Origin of the sequence: Microterricola gilva (assembly GCF_004217495.1) — a bacterium.
GTDB lineage: Bacteria > Actinomycetota > Actinomycetes > Actinomycetales > Microbacteriaceae > Microterricola > Microterricola gilva.
The window spans coordinates 1,680,480-1,696,494 of the sequence record NZ_SHLC01000001.1 but is presented as its reverse complement, the minus strand read 5'-3'; the positions used below and the strand labels follow the sequence as shown (position 1 = coordinate 1,696,494).

The window sequence follows — 16,015 nt, the reverse complement described above, 5'->3', positions numbered from 1 at the left end:
GGTGGGAATCCGCTACGCCCCCGCGATCCTCATTGGTCGCGGTGTCCGCCTGCTTGCGCGCCTGCGCAAGCCGGGCGGAGGTTCGGCCATCCCCGGGCTCGTCGTCAACAAGATCGCGCCCGGGTTTCTGACCACGACGCTCAACTCCTTCCCGGAGGGGCTCGTCATCGTCTCCGGGTCCAGCGGCAAGTCGACCACGACGAAGATGCTCGTCGCGGCCCTCCGTGGCCACGGCAAGAAAGTCTTCACCAACCCGTCGACGGCGAACATCACCCAGGGCCTGACGTCCGCGCTCCTCGAGGAGGCCAGCCTCGGCGGCCGCATCGCGGGCGACATCGCCGTGCTCGAGATGGATGAGGGCCACGGCGCGCTCATCGCCGATGACCTGAAGCCCCGCGTCGTCGTGCTCACGAACGTGATGGTCGACCAGATCGACCGCTTCCACGACTCCGAGATGGTCGCCGCGATGCTCGAGAAGATCGCGCTGCGCGCCAGCCAGGCCGTCGTGGTCAACGCGGACGACGCGTTCCTCGAACAGCTCGTCTCGCGGCTGCACGGCACCGTCGACACCCCGCGTTTCGGCGTGAGCGCCGACGTTCTCGATCAGAACCCGCGCGGCCTCGGCCTGGCGTCCATGACCGAGCGACGGATGCCGTCTGAGGCCGGCGTGCTCGTGCGCGACGTCTCCGGCCGCTCCAGCGAGGTCACCATCGACGGCGGACCGGTCACGACCGTGCGTCTGCCCGCCCGCGGAACGCACTACGCGGTCGACGCCGCAGCGGCACTGGCCGGCGCCCGCGCCGTGCTCGGCAGCCGCTTCGACCCGGCCATCGCCGTCTCGACCATCGGCTCGATCCCACCGGTCTTCGGCCGCGGTGAGACGCTGCAGGTGCGGGGGAAGACCGTCGAGTTCGTTCTCGTGCAGAACCCGGCCAGCTTCCAGCTGAACATCGACCACCTCGACCCGGCCACCGAGCAGATCCTGTTCGCGCTCGGCTCCGACGTGCGCGACCCCAGCTACTTCTGGCCGGTCGACACCTCCGGTCTCGGGCACGTCGACATCGTCTCCGGGTCCAAGGCGGACGAGCTCGCGCTGCAGCTCAGCTACGACAATGTGCAGATCGGTCGCATCGTGCACGATCTCGGCGCCGCCGTCGACGAGTTCCTGGCACTGCCGGACCCGGCGCGGGGCGTCAAGACGGTCATCTTTTCCGCCGACTCGATGCGTCGCACCCGTGCGCACCTCGGGCTGAGCGCCGTGGAGGCACCCGAATGAGCACCGAGCTCACCATTGTCACGCTCTTCCCCAGCCTGCTGAACAGCAACGGCGACGCCGAGAACGCCCGCGTCCTGGCGCGCCGTGCCGAATGGGCCGGCGCCAGCGCCCGCGTTGTCGCCGTCGAGGATGCCGCAGAGCTGCCTGACCATGTCGACGCCGTCGTCATCGGCTCCGGCTCCGACACGGATCTCGTTGCGGCGCGCGACAAGCTGCGCACACTGATCGATGAGCTCCGGCGCTGGGGCACGGAGGGTGTGCCGATCCTCGCGATCGGCACCGGCTGGGAACTGCTCAGCCACGGAGTCGAGCTCGCCGGTGTGGCCGGAGCGCCGGTGCAGTCCATCGAGGGCATCGGCATCCTGCCTGGGCGCGCCGTTCCCCGCGACGTGCGCGTCACCGATGATCTCGTCGTGAAGACGAAGTTCGGTCGCCTGGTCGGCTTCGAGAACCACGCCCGTGACTACAACCACGCCGAGGCGTCGCCGCTCGGTCGGGTGCTCTCCGGCAGCGGCAACGGCCGCGACTCCAGCCAGGAGGGCGTCGTCATGGGCGACGTCTTCGGCACGCACCTGCACGGCCCGGTGCTCGCGAAGAACCCGTCGTTCGCCGACGAGCTGCTGATGCGCATGTTCCGTCGCGCCGGGGCGGAGTACAGCCGCGGGGAGCGCGCGGAATCCGTCGATGAAATAGCACGAGCCGCACGCAATCAGATTGCGGTGCGGCTCGGGCTCGAGAGCGAGTAGGGCTGGCTCTGCCTAGCTCTTGTCGGTTCAGCTCTTGTTGTCGTCAAGCAGGCGGCTCGACTCGTCGTGCCAGCTGTGTGCAAGCGCCGAGAGCTTCTCCTGGTGCTTGCGACCGTGGTGAGCGCAGAACAACAGCTCACCGCTGCTGACGACCACGCGGATGTACGCCTGGGCGCCACATGCATCGCATCGGTCGAGCGCCGTGAGCTGGTGTGGGGTTTCGAGCTCGTCGACCGCACTGTTCGGGCTGGTGATCTGTGACATGGGCTCCTCCTCCATTGCTGATATCCAATGTAAACACGAGAGGCCTTGAACTATGCCCCTTTCTCGTGCTATTTCGCTCACCGCGTAGGCTTTGACGCCCAAGTCGTGACCTAACGGCGTTGCGCAGTGTTTCGATCACGGGGGAACGCCCCGCGATTACTAGGATTGGACCTCGTGAGTTCTGACTATTCCGCCCGCCATCTCTCCGTCCTCGAGGGCCTCGAGGCCGTACGCAAGCGCCCGGGTATGTACATCGGCTCCACAGACTCGCGCGGTCTCATGCACTGCCTCTGGGAGGTTATCGACAACTCCGTCGATGAGGCCCTCGCCGGGCACGGCACGGAGATCGCCATCGTGCTGCACGCCGACGGCAGCGTCGAGGTGCGCGACAAGGCCCGCGGCATCCCCGTCGACATCGAGCCCAAGACCGGCCTGAGCGGCGTCGAGGTCGTCTTCACCAAGCTGCACGCCGGTGGCAAGTTCGGCGGCGGCTCCTATGCGGCATCCGGTGGCCTGCACGGTGTCGGTGCCTCGGTCGTGAACGCACTCTCGGAACGCCTCGACGTCGAGGTCGACCGCGGCGGCAAGACCTGGGCGATGTCGTTTCACCGCGGTGAGCCGGGCGTCTTCGCTGATGCCGACCCGAAGAACCCCAGCCCGGATGCCCCGTTCACGCCGTTCGATAAGCAGAGCGAACTCCGCGTGGTCGGCAAGACGGCGAAGGCCGTCACCGGCACGCGAGTGCGCTACTGGGCCGACCGCCAGATCTTCACCAAGGGCGCCGGCTTCCAGGTCGACGATCTGATCGGCCGTGCCCGCCAGACCGCGTTCCTGGTTCCCGGCCTGGCGCTGGACATCATCGACGAGACCGGGCCCGAGACCCACACGACCTCCTTCCAGTTCGAGGGCGGCATCTCCGAGTTCGTCGAGCACCTCGCGACGGATGCCGCGCTCACCGAGACCTGGCGCCTGAGCGGCACTGGCCACTTCACGGAGACCGTCCCCGTGCTGAACGAGCACGGGGCCATGCTGCCGACCGAGCTCCAGCGCGACTGCGTCGTCGACATCGCCCTGCGCTGGGGGACCGGCTACGACACGGTCGTCAAGAGTTTCGTCAACATCATCGCGACGCCGAAGGGCGGTTCGCACCAGCTCGGCTTCGACCAGGGCCTGCTCAAGTTCCTGCGGCAGCAGGTGGAGTTGAACGCGCGCCGGCTCAAGGCGGGCAGCGACAAGCTCGAGAAGGACGACGTGATGGCCGGCCTCACCGCCGTCATCACGGTGCGCCTGCCTGAACCGCAGTTCGAGGGCCAGACCAAGGAGGTGCTCGGAACGCCCGCCGTCCGCAGCATCGTCGCCAACGTCGTCGCCAAGAGCATGGCCGCACGCTTCTCGTCGACCAAGCGGGACGACAAGGCGCAGTCGGCCCTCCTGCTCGACAAGGTCGTCGCCGAGATGAAGTCGAGGATCTCCGCGCGGGCCCACAAGGAGACGCAGCGCCGTAAGAACGCGCTCGAGAGCTCATCGCTTCCGGCCAAGCTCGCCGACTGCCGTTCCAATGACGTCGCCAACAGCGAGCTGTTCATCGTCGAGGGTGACTCCGCCCTCGGCACCGCCAAGGTCGCCCGCGACAGCGAGCACCAGGCGCTGCTGCCGATCCGCGGCAAGATCCTCAACGTGCAGAAGGCCAGCGTCTCCGACATGCTGGGCAACGCGGAGTGCGCATCGATCATCCAGGTGATCGGCGCAGGCTCCGGCCGCAGCTTCGACATCTCCACCGCCCGCTACGGCAAGGTCATCATCATGAGCGACGCCGATGTCGACGGCGCACACATCCGCACGCTGCTGCTGACGTTGTTCTTCCGCTACATGCGTCCCATGATCGAGGAAGGGCGCGTCTTCGCCGCCGTGCCGCCGCTGCACCGGGTCATCGTGATGAACCCGGGCTCCAAGCCGAACGAGACGATCTACACGTACTCCGAGGCGGAGCTGCAGGGCGTGCTCGCCGGGCTGAAGAAGCAGAACAAGCGCTACCAGGACCCGATCCAGCGCTACAAGGGCCTCGGCGAGATGGATGCCGACCAGCTCGCGACCACGACGATGGACCGTCGCCACCGCACGCTCCGCCGCATGAACCTCAGCGATGCCGAGAACGCCGGTCGCGTCTTCGAGCTCCTCATGGGCAACGAGGTCGCCCCGCGCAAGGAGTTCATCGTCGAGAGCTCCGACACGCTCTCGCGTGACCGCATCGACGTCTAGGCGGCCGCAGCCACGCACAGGCAACGCAGTTATGGCCCTCAATCTTCGCGATTGAGGGCCATTACTGCGTTCGCCGGCTAGCCGATCTGGTGGCCGACGGCGCCGATCACCGAGTCGAGCGGGGAACCGGAGGCGTCGCGCTTGGAGCCGCCGTCCGGCAGGACGCGCACGGAGCCGTCCGGTCCGACCGCGAGTGCAGGCGGCGAGCCGACCCAGCCGAGCGTGAGTTCGTCTTCACCCTTGAGGAATCGCTGTGCGCGCACTCCGCCCGTGGCGCGGCCCTTCGCGGGGAACTCGCTGAAGTCGCTGACCTTCGCGCTGCCCGGATCGATGCCGAGCAGCGTCTGGTTGCCTGCGGCGATCGTGACGACGACCGCCTCGTCCACGGCATCCGGCGCGATGCTCGTGAACGAGATCGCGTGGGCGTCGCTGCCAAGGTTGATGCCGGCCATGCCGCCGGCCGGGCACCCCTGCGGGCGCACGGATGCCGCGGCGAAGCGCAGCAGCTGCGCATCGGAGGTGATGAAGACGAGCTCGTCGTCCTCTCCGCCCTGCACGGCGCCGACGACCTCGTCCTTCGGCTTCAGGCCGATGATCTCGAAGTCGGGTTTGTTCGGGTATGCACCAACGGCGACGCGCTTCACAACGCCCTGCTTGGTGCCGAGCGCGATCGAACGGTCGGAATCGAGCGAGACGATCGCGAGGACCTTCTCGTCGCGGTTGGGCAGCGAGAGGTAGTCGCCGACCTTGACGCCCGCTGCCAGCTGCACGGAGGTCGGAGGCAGCATCGGCAGGTCGACGGGGGTGAAGCGGATCAGACGACCGAGGCTCGTGACGGCGCCGATCTCGGCGCGGCTCGTCGTGTCGAGGCTGCTGCGGATGGCGTCGTGCTTGCTGCGCCTGGCCGGGGGAGTGATCGTGGCCTGGCCGTCCTCGCCGACGGGCAGATCGACCCTGGCGATGCGCCCGGTCGTGCTGAGGAACACGCGGCACGGCACATCGGCGACCTCGAGGATCGCGGCGGCACGCTTGGCCGCCGCGCCGGCGATGCTCGGCCTGGCGTCCGTGAGCAGCGTGCGGCGCGGGGTGCCGAAGCGCTCGGCGATCTCGGCCAGCTCGTGCGAGACGAGTGCCTTGATGGCCGGCTTGCTCGCGAGCAGTGCCAGGAGCTCATCGATCTCGGCGCGCAGCTTGCTCGCCTCCGTCTCGAGCTCGATCAGCGAAAACTTGGTGAGGCGGCGCAGCTGCAGTTCGAGAATGTAGTCGGTCTGGATGACGCTGAGGTCGAAGATGTCCATGAGGCGCGTGCGCGCCTGCGCGGTGTCATCGCTGCTGCGGATGATCTGGATGACCTCGTCGATGTCGAGGATCGCCACGAGCAGGCCCTCGACCAGGTGGAGCCGCTCCCGGCGCCTGGCGAGACGGTACTCCGAGCGGCGCGTGACGACCTGGATGCGGTGGTCGACGTAGACGAGCAGGAGCTCGCGCAGACCGAGGGTCTGCGGGCCACCGTCGACGAGCGCGACGGCGTTGATGTTGAAGGAGTCCTCCAGCGGCGTCAGCCGGTACAGCTGCTCCAGCACGGCCTCCGGGCTGAAACCGGTCTTGATGCCGATGACCAGTCGCAGGCCGTTGGTGCGGTCGGTGAGGTCGGTGACATCCGAGATGCCGCTGATCTTCTTGGAGTTGACGCCGTCCTTGATCTTCTCAATGACCTTCTCAGGCCCGACGAGATAGGGGAGCTCCGTGACGACGAGGCCGGCCTTGCGGGCGGTGATCGACTCGACGCTGACCCGTGCACGGGTCTTGAAGCTGCCGCGGCCGGTCGCGTAGGCGTCCTTGATGCCAGCGAGGCCGACGATCGTGCCGCCCGTCGGCAGGTCGGGTCCTGGCACGAACTCCATCAGCTCATCGAGCGTCGCGTTCGGGTGGGCGAGGAGGTGACGCGCTGCGCCGATGACCTCGATCAGGTTGTGCGGCGCCATGTTCGTGGCCATGCCGACCGCGATGCCGCTCGCGCCGTTGACGAGCAGGTTCGGGTAGGCGGCTGGCAGCACGTCCGGCTGCATGAACTGGTTGTCGTAGTTGGGAACGAAGTCGACGACATCCTCGTCGAGTCCCTCCGTCATCGCGAGGGCAGGAGCGGCCAGGCGCGCCTCGGTGTAGCGCGACGCGGCGGGGCCGTCATCCAGCGAGCCGAAGTTGCCGTGGCCGTCGATCAAGGGCACGCGGAGCGTGAAGGCCTGCGCCATGCGCACGAGGGTGTCGTAGATCGCAGTGTCGCCGTGCGGGTGCAGCTTTCCCATCACCTCGCCGACGACGCGCGCCGACTTGACGTGGCCCTTGTCCGGGCGCAGCCCCATTTCGGCCATCTGGTACAGGATGCGGCGCTGCACCGGCTTCAGGCCGTCGCGCGCGTCCGGCAGCGCACGGGAGTAGATCACCGAGTAGGCGTACTCGAGGAACGAGCCCTGCATCTCGGTGGCGACATCGACGTCTTCGATGCGTTCGGTGAAGTCTGCGCCGGCGGTGCCGGGTGTGTTGGTGCTGTTGCGCGTCATCCGTGATTTCTCGTCGTACCGGGGCAGGGGGCAGGTGCCGCCCGGCGTTATGTCAGACTGGGCGCGATGCCCATGCTACCCGCCCGTATTTCCCGTGGACCTCGCCTTGCCGATGTTCTGCAAAGTTCGCTGCAGAGCGTGCTCGGCGAGGAGAACGCCCTCGCCCTGCCGCCAAGCACCCACGCCGTTGTCCTGCTCGTCGACGGCCTCGGGGCCACCGCCCTCCGCGGCCGCGCCGGCCACGCCCGGTTCCTGGCGTCGCGCCTCGCCAAGAGCGACGTCATCGAGGGCGTGTTCCCCGCGACGACCGCCTCAGCCATCGCCACGCTCACCACGGGGGTGGCGCCGGGGCAGCACGGCATGGTCGGCTATTCGGTGCTCGACGCCGACAACGACCGCCTCGTCAACCAGCTGAAGAGCTGGGATGCTGCGATGCGCCCGGAGAGTTGGCAGTTGCAGCCGACGATCTTCGAGAAAGCGCGGGATGCCGCGATGCCGGCGTTCGCGATCGGCACGGCGCGCTACGCGAACTCCGGCCTCACCGACGCCGTGCTGCGCGGCGCCGAATACCTCAGCGCCGACACGCTCGATGAGCGGTTCGCGGCGGCGCGGCGAGTGATCGAGACCACCGAGCGCGCCATCGTCTACCTCTACGTCGCCGAGCTCGACATGGCCGCACACGCCAAGGGCTGGGAATCCGACAAGTGGCTGGGCGAGCTGGAGAAGCTCGACGCCGCCGTCTCCGACTTCGCGCGGGCTCTGCCGAAGGGGGTCGGCGTGCTCGTGACCGCCGACCACGGCATCATCGACGTTCCGCTCGACAAACACGTGCTCTACGACGCGGTGCCAGAGCTCATTGCAGGGGTCCGCCACGTCGGCGGCGAGCCGCGCTGCCTGCAACTCTACCTGGAGCCCGGCCTGCCGGCATCCGCAGCCGATGACCTCGCCGAGAGCTGGCGCAGCGTCGAGGGCGACCGCGTCTGGGTCTCGACCAAGGCTGAGGCGATCGCCGATGGCATCTTCGGCGACGTCGACCCCCGCGCACTCACCCGCATCGGCGATGTGATCGTGGCCGCCCGCAAGCTCGTCGCGTACTACGACTCGCGCGACATCACGCTGGCCGGCCGCAGCATGGTCGGCCAGCACGGCTCGCTGAGCGACGAGGAGATGCGCATCCCGCTCGTGCGGCTCGGCGCGTTCGCCCGCTGAGACGAGAAAGGGGCGGCCGCATCAGCGACCGCCCCTTCAGTTCTCCCGCTGCTCAGCTGGGGAACTGGAAACGCTTGACCTGCGGCTTCGGCAGGCGCATGGCGCGCAGCTGCAGCGCACGCATCGCCGCGTACCAGCGCACCTTCTCGACCTTGTCCTTGCCGTACTTGGCCGCGAGCTTGCGCGTGAGGGTGAAGCCCAGGATGACGCTGTCGACGACGGCGATCAGGAAGAAGGCCCACAGCGCGAGGATGCCGTAGGTCTGCACCTGCGGGCTCGGGATGAACGTGAGGATGATGACCAGGAACATCACGGGGATCATGAACTCACCGATGCTGAAGCGGGCGTCGACGTAGTCGCGCACGTAGCGCTTCTGCTCGCCGCGGTCACGCATCGGGAGGTACTTCTCCTCGCCGTTGGCCATGCCGATGCGGGCACGCTCGCGCACCTCGGCCGACTTCGCGCGGGCCGCCTTCGCAGCCTCCTTGCGGTCGCCGGGAACGAGGGGGCGCTTGTTGGCTGCCTCCTGCTGCTTGCGTGTGGGCGTCGGGGCGCCCTTGCCGACCGTCGAGACGGTCTCTTCCGTGGATTCGTCGCTGGTCACGGGATCGCTGCCATTGCTGGCCTGGTTCTTTGCCACATCAAGTCCTTGGGTTGGTTCCTTTAAGATTAGTCGTATGAGCGACACGACGAAGACGCCCCCGAACACTCACAGCCAGGCCCCACAGGATCAGGCACAGATCGAAGCGGCGGTGCGCGAGAGCGTCGAGCTCGATCTGCCCCGCACGATCGCAGAGCTCTCCGCGCTCGTGCGCATTCCATCGGTGGCCTGGTCGGCCTTCGACCCCGCCCACGTCGCCGCCAGCGCCGAGGCCGTCGCCGAGCTCGTGCGTGAACTCGGCGTCTTCGACACGGTGGAGATCAAGCGTGCCGCCATCGAGGGCGAGGCCGGCGATTCGGATGCCGGTGAGCTCGGCCAGCCGGCTGTGCTCGCCACCCGCGCTGCCCGCAACGGCCGCCCGACCGTTCTGCTCTACGCCCACCACGATGTGCAGCCTCCTGGCGATGACGCCGACTGGGACTCCGAGCCCTACCAGCCTGTCGTGCGCGGCGACCGCCTCTACGGCCGCGGTGCAGCAGACGACAAGGCGGGGATCATGGCGCACGTGGCATCCGTCCGCTCGCTGATCGAGGCCGTCGGCCCCGACTTCGACCTCGGGATCGCCCTGTTCATCGAGGGGGAGGAGGAGTTCGGCTCCCGCTCCTTCGCCAACTTCCTCCGCGACAACCGCGACGCACTGGCCGCCGATGCGATCGTCGTCGCCGACTCGAGCAACTGGGACATCACCACCCCGGCGCTCACCGTCGCCCTCCGCGGCAACGTCACGTTCAAGCTCACCGTGCGCACCCTCGAGCACGCCTCGCACTCCGGCATGTTCGGGGGAGCGGTGCCGGATGCCATGCTCGCCACGATCCGACTGCTTGCGACACTGCACGACGCAGACGGCTCCGTCGCGGTCGACGGCCTCCGCAGCCACGAGACCGTGACGCCGGAGTACTCGGAGGAGCAGCTCCGCGCCGAGACCGGCCTGCTGCCTGGCGTCTCGCCGATCGGCCGCGGCACGATCCTCAGCCGCATCTGGGCGCAGCCAACCGTGACGGTGACCGGCATCGACGCGCCGAGCGTCGCGAACGCGTCCAACACGCTCTCACCGGTTGTGAGCGTGCGGGTCAGCTCCCGCGTCGCACCCGGGCAGCCGGCATCCGAGGCATTCGCCGCCATCGAGGCGCACCTGCGCGCGCACGCGCCGTGGGGTGCTGAGCTCACGATCAGCGAGGTGGACAAGGGCGAGGCGTTCCTCGTCGACACGAGCGGCTGGGCCGTGCGCGAGGCCAAGCAGGCCATGGCGGACGCCTGGGGAGTCGACCCGGTCGACACCGGCATCGGCGGGTCGATCCCGTTCATCTCCGACCTCGTGCGCGAGTTCCCGGCGGCCGAGATCCTCGTCACGGGCGTCGAAGACCCCGACTCCCGCGCGCACAGCCCGAACGAGTCGCTGCACCTCGGCGTCTTCAAGCGGGCGGTGCTCAGCGAGGCCCTGTTCCTCGCGCGGCTGAACGCCCGGGAATGATCCCAGCCCGCCCGAAGTTGAGCGGGGTAGAATTTGAACAGATTTCATGACCACTTGGTCTCAGATGCAGGGAGCAGCATGACAGACACAAGCACCACGACCGCCGCCGAGCACGGAGTCGGCCTTTCTGAGGCTGCCGCCGCGAAGGTGAAGAGCCTCCTCACCCAGGAAGGTCGCGACGACCTGCGCCTGCGCGTCGCCGTGCAGCCTGGCGGATGCTCCGGCCTGATCTACCAGCTCTACTTCGACGAGCGCCAGCTCGACGGCGACGCCGTCGTCGACTACGACGGCGTCGAGGTCATCGTCGACAAGATGAGCGTGCCCTACCTCGATGGGGCTTCCATCGACTTCGAGGACACGATCCAGAAGCAGGGATTCACGATCGACAACCCCAACGCCGGCGGCAGCTGCGCGTGCGGTGATTCGTTCCACTGATCCGGCGAGTTATAACGCATCTTCCTCGGGAGGGCATCCAAGCGGATGCCCTCCCGAGGCGGTTTAAGTGGCTTCTGCCCTTGTTTTTTGTGAAATGACTGATGCAACGCCGTGCGAATGCACAATCCGGCGCCGCGAGCGGAGTAGGCTAGAAACGGTCAATGGCACTTCCCTGTGAAGTGTCTTCGAGTCTCCCGAAAGGTCACCGGTGCGTAACAATCGCCGACTCCGATGGGCTGCAATTCCAATCGCAGCGACGCTAGCCGTAGTTCTTGCCGGGTGTACCCAGGCACAGCTCAACGGCTTCCTCCCAGGATTCGTGGAGGGTGAAAACCCTGTCACGTCGAACACCTCAATGGTGAGTGGTCTGTGGACCACATCCTGGATCGTGCTGCTTATTGTGGGCCTCATCACATGGGGGCTCATCATCTGGGCCGTCATCGTCTACCGCCGTCGGAAGGGCCAGACTGGCCTGCCCGTACAGCTGCGCTACAACATGCCGATCGAAATCTTCTACACGATCGTTCCGCTCATTCTCGTGCTCGGCTTCTTCGCCTTCACCGCACGTGACCAGGCTGCGATCGAGGCTCCGTACGCCGAGCCCGATGTTGAGATCCAGGTCATGGCCAAGCAGTGGGCATGGGACTTCAACTACATCAACGAGGACGTCTACTCGCCCGGGATTCAGGCTCAGCCCGAACTCGACGGCGAGCCGGGCGCGATCAACGAGGCCGAGCTGCCGACTCTGGTGCTGCCCGTTGACCAGAAGATCGAGATCGCTCTCGACAGCCGCGACGTCATCCACTCCTTCTGGGTCATCGACTTCTTGTACAAGAAGGACATGTTCCCCGGCAAGACCAACTACATGTACGTGACCCCCACCCGTGAGGGAACGTACAAGGGCAAGTGTGCCGAGCTCTGCGGCGAGTACCACTCGCTCATGCTCTTCAACGTCGAGGTCGTCTCCCAGGACGAGTACGACGACTACATCCAGTCGTTGCGCGACGCCGGTCAGGAAGGCCAGCTCGGCTTCGAGTACGACCGCAACCAGAACCTGCCGGGTACCGGGGCGCCCGAGCTCAAGGAGGACCACTAGGCCATGAGCACCACCACAGCACCCGCACCGACCTCGACGCCGTTCGCCGCGTCGAAGGTCGAGCGCAAGGGCAACATCCTGGTCAAGTGGATCACCTCCACTGACCACAAGGTCATCGGGTACATGTACCTGATCACCTCGTTCATCTACTTCTGCATCGGCGGCGTGATGGCTCTCATCATCCGCGCGCAGCTGTTCGCTCCCGGCCTCGAGATCGTGGCCACCAAGGAGCAGTACAACCAGCTGTTCACGATGCACGGCACAATCATGCTGCTCATGTTCGCGACGCCGCTCTTCGCCGGCTTCGCAAACGTGTTGATGCCGCTGCAGATCGGCGCCCCCGACGTGGCGTTCCCGCGTCTGAACGCATTCGCCTACTGGCTGTTCAACTTCGGTAGCCTCATGGCGGTCGCTGGATTCCTCACCCCGCAGGGTGCGGCATCCTTCGGATGGTTCGCATACCAGCCGCTCGCGTCGACGACGTTCTCGCCCGGTATCGGTGGAAACCTCTGGATGCTCGGCCTCGGCCTCAGCGGTTTCGGAACGATTCTCGGTGCCGTGAACTTCATCACGACAATCATCACGATGCGTGCACCCGGTATGACGATGTTCCGCATGCCGATCTTCACCTGGAACACGCTCGTCACCTCGATCCTCGTGCTGATGGCCTTCCCGGTGCTCGCCGCCGCGATGCTGGCTGCAGCCGGCGACCGCGTCTTCGGGATGCATATCTATGACCCCGCCAATGGTGGAGTGATCCTCTGGCAGCACCTGTTCTGGTTCTTCGGCCACCCCGAGGTCTACATCATCGCCCTGCCGTTCTTCGGCATCGTGTCCGAGGTCTTCCCGGTGTTCAGCCGCAAGCCGATCTTCGGTTACAAGACTCTCGTCTACGCGACGATCGCCATCGCGGCACTCTCGGTCACGGTGTGGGCTCACCACATGTACGTCACCGGCTCGGTGCTGCTGCCCTTCTTCTCGTTGATGACGATGCTCATCGCCGTTCCGACCGGTGTGAAGATCTTCAACTGGATCGGCACGATGTGGCGAGGCTCGCTGACCTTCGAGACTCCGATGCTCTGGGCGATCGGCTTCCTCGTCACCTTCACCTTCGGTGGTCTCACCGGCGTGATCCTGGCCTCGCCGCCGCTCGACTTCCACGTGTCTGACACCTACTTCGTCGTCGCGCACTTCCACTACGTCGTCTTCGGCACCGTCGTGTTCGCCATGTTCAGTGGCTTCTACTTCTGGTGGCCCAAGTGGACAGGCAAGATGCTCAACGAGCGTCTCGGCAAGTGGCACTTCTGGCTGCTCTTCATCGGCTTCCACACGACCTTCCTCGTGCAGCACTGGCTCGGCGTCGTCGGCATGCCGCGTCGTTACGCCAGCTACCTGCCGAGCGATGGCTTCACCTGGATGAACGAGCTCTCCACGATCGGCTCCATGGTTCTTGCCGCCTCGATGATCCCGTTCTTCCTGAATGTGTACATCACGGCACGCAATGCTCCCAAGGTCACCGTCAACGACCCGTGGGGTTACGGCGGATCGCTGGAGTGGGCCACCTCGTGCCCGCCGCCGCGTCACAACTTCACGTCGATCCCGCGCATCCGCTCCGAGCGGCCCGCATTCGACCTGAACCACCCGGAGGCAGCTCTGCCCATCGGTGTCGGCCCGGCCAAGGACGCTCCCGATGCGCCCACCTTCGATGCCGCGTCGGAGAGGATCAAGTAAATGCGCGTCAATTCCGTACTGTTCTGGATCCTGACCGTCTTCTTCGTGATCGTCGCAGCGATCTACGGCTTCTGGACCGTCATCGAGACCGGTCACCTCGAGTGGGTCGGCACGATCGCCATCGCCCTCTCGGGTATCCTCTCCGGTTTCATCGCCTTCTACCTTGACCGCGTCTTCGCGGCCCAGGGTGGAGACCTCCCCGAGGACCGCCTCGACGCCAACATCGACGATGGAGACGCCGAGCTCGGCTTCTTCAGCCCGTGGAGCTGGTGGCCGATCATGCTGGGTGGCTCACTCGCGCTGTTCATGCTCGGCCTGGCCGTCGGCTTCTGGATCTCCTTCATCGCCGTTGGCATCCTCGCCATCAGCATCGTCGGATGGGTCTACGAGTACTACCGCGGTCTGTTCGCACGCTAAACACACCGCCACATCGGCACCAGGAGGAGGCCCCGCGCATGTCAGAACAGCGCGGGGCCTCCTCCGTCGTATCAGCCGATTCCGCCTTCTGGACCGAGTCGTGGATGCCGCGGGAGCGCGTCGAGACGTCGGCGTGGCTCCTCCGCGCCGACCGCGGCGTCACGAACCGGGCCAATTCCGCCGTGCCGCGGGGGAGCGCAGACACGGCGATCGAGGAGTTCGAGGCCTTCTACGCCGAGCGGGCCCTGCCCAGGATCGCCCAGATCCCGAACCACGCCCCGTTCTCCGGCCTCGACGGCAAGCTCGCCAGGCGCGGCTATACGCTGCACACCCCGACGCTGGTGCAGCTGCTCCGGCTGCGGCCCGAGCACGCCGGCGTCGGCGGGGCCGCGATCACCGATGAACCGTCGGCGGAGTGGACGGCAAGCTACCTCGCCACCGACGGCAGAGGCGACGAGCGCGCCGACAGTGTCCAGCTCGAGATCGTTGGCAGATCGCCGGCGCGCTACCTGATGAGCGCCGACTCCGACGTCGCCGTGACCCGGTTGAGCGTGCACGGCGACATCGCCGCGCTCAGCTGCATGGGCGTCGCCGACGCTCACCGTGGCCGCGGCCATGGCGCACAGCTGCTCCGGGCGACGTTGGGGGAGGCTGCGGCGCTCGGCTGCTCCTATGTGGCACTCCAGGTCGCCGCAGGCAACGTCGCAGCGCTCCGCCTCTACGGCAGCGCCGGCTTCGCAACCGTCGACCGCTACCACTACCGGGTCGGCCCCGTCCGCGGCTAGTACACCGTCCCCATCGCCTGTCGCACCTCCGTCAACGTCGCCTCTGCGACGCGGTTCGCGGCCGCATTCCCACGTCGCAGCACCGCGCGGACCAGTTCGTCGTCGGCGGCGAGTCTGCGGCGCCGCTCGCGCATCGGCGCCAGGAACTCGTTCACGACAGTCGCCGTGAACGCCTTCAGTTCGCCGCTGCCGCCATCGCCGACGGTATCGGCCAGCTCGGTCGGCTGGACACCAAGGCACAGCGCCGCCGTCGAAAGCAGCGCAGACACGCCCGGCCGGTGCTCGGGGTCGAAGGTGATCCGTCTAACGTCATCGGTTCGTGTCCGTCTGATCGCCGCAACGGTCTCATCGGCCGTCATCGACAGGGCGAACGCATTGCCGTAGCTCTTCGACATCTTCCGCCCGTCCAGCCCCGGCACCTCCGGCGTCGAGGTGATCAGCGCGTCCGGAACCGGGAAGACATCGCCGTAGCGTTCATTGAACCGCCTCGCGATCACGCGCGTCATCTCGACGTGGGGGAGATTGTCCTTGCCGACCGGCACCAGGGTCCCCTTGCAGAACAGGATGTCGGCTGCCTGGTGCACCGGATAGCTGAGGAGCAGGCCGCTCAGCGCCCTGCCCGACGCCGCGAGCTCCGCTTTGACCGTCGGGTTCCGGCGCAGCTCCGCCTCCGAGACGAGACTGAGGAACGGCAGCATCAGCTGGTTCAACGCCGGCACTGCTGAGTGTGTGAAGATCGTCGTCAGCCCCGGATCCATGCCGGCCGCCAGATAGTCGAGCACGGCCCCGTACACGTGCCCACTGACGTGTGCCGTGGTGTCTCTGTCGGTGATGACCTGATAGTCGGCGAGCACGAGGAACGTGTCGACGCCGGCCTGTTGCAGGCGGACCCGCTCCCGGATGGTCCCGAAGTAGTGCCCCAGATGCAGCGGCCCCGTCGGCCGCTCACCCGTGAGCACCCGGAAGCGCTCGGGGTTGCGGGCAACGGCGTCGGCGACATCGGCTGAACGTCGCGCGGTTGCGGTGAATGACTCCATGTGTTTCTCCCCTCGATTGGGGACTGCACGGAGTTCTCTCGCACCGGTTCACGAGCTGCCGCGCAGC

At 66.8% G+C, this 16,015-nt stretch carries 14 protein-coding genes; 10 read left to right on the top strand and 4 right to left on the bottom strand.

Annotated elements, in window-relative coordinates:
• The first annotated feature begins 1 nt into the window (after nucleotide 1).
• Both EV379_RS07895 and EV379_RS07890 read left to right on the top strand, forming a co-directional pair.
• Entirely contained in the window at nucleotides 2–1,276 is a 1,275-nt protein-coding gene (locus EV379_RS07895; protein WP_130505654.1) for a MurT ligase domain-containing protein, read from the top strand.
• A complete protein-coding gene (locus EV379_RS07890) occupies nucleotides 1,273–2,022 on the top strand; it encodes a type 1 glutamine amidotransferase (RefSeq protein ID WP_130505653.1) in 750 nt (249 codons plus the stop codon). The genes EV379_RS07895 and EV379_RS07890 overlap by 4 nt, the downstream gene beginning before the upstream one ends.
• Before the next feature lie 27 nt (nucleotides 2,023–2,049).
• On the opposite strand, the gene EV379_RS07885 is transcribed toward EV379_RS07890, so the two are convergent.
• Nucleotides 2,050–2,286 (bottom strand): DUF7455 domain-containing protein, encoded by a 237-nt coding sequence (locus EV379_RS07885; RefSeq protein ID WP_130505652.1) that lies wholly within the window; start codon nucleotides 2,284–2,286, stop codon nucleotides 2,050–2,052.
• Nucleotides 2,287–2,460: 174 nt separating this feature from the next.
• Between EV379_RS07885 and EV379_RS07880 the strand changes: the two genes are divergently transcribed.
• A complete protein-coding gene (locus tag EV379_RS07880) occupies nucleotides 2,461–4,545 on the top strand; it encodes a DNA gyrase/topoisomerase IV subunit B (protein WP_130505651.1) in 2,085 nt (694 codons plus the stop codon).
• A 77-nt stretch (nucleotides 4,546–4,622) separates the two neighbouring features.
• Here EV379_RS07880 and EV379_RS07875 read toward each other — a convergent pair whose 3' ends face one another.
• Nucleotides 4,623–7,106 (bottom strand): DNA gyrase/topoisomerase IV subunit A, encoded by a 2,484-nt coding sequence (locus tag EV379_RS07875; protein WP_130505650.1) that lies wholly within the window; start codon nucleotides 7,104–7,106, stop codon nucleotides 4,623–4,625.
• A 66-nt stretch (nucleotides 7,107–7,172) separates the two neighbouring features.
• Here EV379_RS07875 and EV379_RS07870 point away from each other — a divergent pair, with 66 nt between their 5' ends.
• Nucleotides 7,173–8,315 carry an alkaline phosphatase family protein gene (locus tag EV379_RS07870; protein ID WP_242616288.1) on the top strand — a complete coding sequence of 381 codons (1,143 nt, stop codon included), beginning with the start codon at nucleotides 7,173–7,175 and terminating at the stop codon, nucleotides 8,313–8,315.
• A gap of 52 nt (nucleotides 8,316–8,367) precedes the next feature.
• Here EV379_RS07870 and EV379_RS07865 read toward each other — a convergent pair whose 3' ends face one another.
• Nucleotides 8,368–8,955, bottom strand: coding sequence for a DUF3043 domain-containing protein (locus EV379_RS07865; protein ID WP_242616287.1), 588 nt, complete (start codon nucleotides 8,953–8,955; stop codon nucleotides 8,368–8,370).
• A 37-nt stretch (nucleotides 8,956–8,992) separates the two neighbouring features.
• On the opposite strand from EV379_RS07865, the gene EV379_RS07860 reads away from it, so the two are divergent.
• The 6 genes from EV379_RS07860 (at nucleotide 8,993) to EV379_RS07835 (ending at nucleotide 14,911) form a co-directional block, all read left to right on the top strand.
• The gene (locus EV379_RS07860) at nucleotides 8,993–10,447 is read left to right on the top strand and encodes a dipeptidase (protein WP_130505649.1); all 1,455 of its coding nucleotides are present in this window, start codon (nucleotides 8,993–8,995) and stop codon (nucleotides 10,445–10,447) included.
• Nucleotides 10,448–10,525: 78 nt separating this feature from the next.
• The gene (gene erpA, locus EV379_RS07855; protein ID WP_130505648.1) at nucleotides 10,526–10,882 is read left to right on the top strand and encodes an iron-sulfur cluster insertion protein ErpA; all 357 of its coding nucleotides are present in this window, start codon (nucleotides 10,526–10,528) and stop codon (nucleotides 10,880–10,882) included.
• 208 nt (nucleotides 10,883–11,090) lie between these two features.
• Entirely contained in the window at nucleotides 11,091–11,978 is an 888-nt protein-coding gene (ctaC, locus tag EV379_RS07850; RefSeq protein WP_120256386.1) for an aa3-type cytochrome oxidase subunit II, read from the top strand.
• Between the two features lie 3 nt (nucleotides 11,979–11,981).
• On the top strand, nucleotides 11,982–13,709 hold the full coding sequence (ctaD, locus tag EV379_RS07845; protein ID WP_130505647.1) for an aa3-type cytochrome oxidase subunit I: 1,728 nt from the start codon (nucleotides 11,982–11,984) through the stop codon (nucleotides 13,707–13,709).
• The gene (locus tag EV379_RS07840; protein ID WP_130505646.1) at nucleotides 13,710–14,126 is read left to right on the top strand and encodes a cytochrome c oxidase subunit 4; all 417 of its coding nucleotides are present in this window, start codon (nucleotides 13,710–13,712) and stop codon (nucleotides 14,124–14,126) included.
• 38 nt (nucleotides 14,127–14,164) lie between these two features.
• A complete protein-coding gene (locus tag EV379_RS07835) occupies nucleotides 14,165–14,911 on the top strand; it encodes a GNAT family N-acetyltransferase (RefSeq protein ID WP_165397319.1) in 747 nt (248 codons plus the stop codon).
• On the opposite strand, the gene trpS is transcribed toward EV379_RS07835, so the two are convergent.
• The gene (gene trpS, locus EV379_RS07830) at nucleotides 14,908–15,948 is read right to left on the bottom strand and encodes a tryptophan--tRNA ligase (protein WP_130505644.1); all 1,041 of its coding nucleotides are present in this window, start codon (nucleotides 15,946–15,948) and stop codon (nucleotides 14,908–14,910) included. The genes EV379_RS07835 and trpS overlap by 4 nt on opposite strands.
• Nucleotides 15,949–16,015 lie beyond the last annotated feature (67 nt).

Excerpts from the sequence above, each read along its gene's own strand:
- EV379_RS07890 (WP_130505653.1), top strand. The coding sequence starts at position 1,273 with ATGAGCACCGAGCTCACCATTGTCACGCTCTTCCCCAGCCTGCTGAAC.
- EV379_RS07885 (WP_130505652.1), bottom strand. The coding sequence starts at position 2,286 with ATGTCACAGATCACCAGCCCGAACAGTGCGGTCGACGAGCTCGAAACC.
- EV379_RS07875 (WP_130505650.1), bottom strand. The coding sequence starts at position 7,106 with ATGACGCGCAACAGCACCAACACACCCGGCACCGCCGGCGCAGACTTC.
- EV379_RS07870 (WP_242616288.1), top strand. The coding sequence starts at position 7,173 with ATGCCCATGCTACCCGCCCGTATTTCCCGTGGACCTCGCCTTGCCGAT.
- EV379_RS07860 (WP_130505649.1), top strand. The coding sequence starts at position 8,993 with ATGAGCGACACGACGAAGACGCCCCCGAACACTCACAGCCAGGCCCCA.
- erpA (WP_130505648.1), top strand. The coding sequence starts at position 10,526 with ATGACAGACACAAGCACCACGACCGCCGCCGAGCACGGAGTCGGCCTT.
- ctaD (WP_130505647.1), top strand. The coding sequence starts at position 11,982 with ATGAGCACCACCACAGCACCCGCACCGACCTCGACGCCGTTCGCCGCG.
- EV379_RS07840 (WP_130505646.1), top strand. The coding sequence starts at position 13,710 with ATGCGCGTCAATTCCGTACTGTTCTGGATCCTGACCGTCTTCTTCGTG.
- EV379_RS07835 (WP_165397319.1), top strand. The coding sequence starts at position 14,165 with ATGTCAGAACAGCGCGGGGCCTCCTCCGTCGTATCAGCCGATTCCGCC.
- trpS (WP_130505644.1), bottom strand. The coding sequence starts at position 15,948 with ATGGAGTCATTCACCGCAACCGCGCGACGTTCAGCCGATGTCGCCGAC.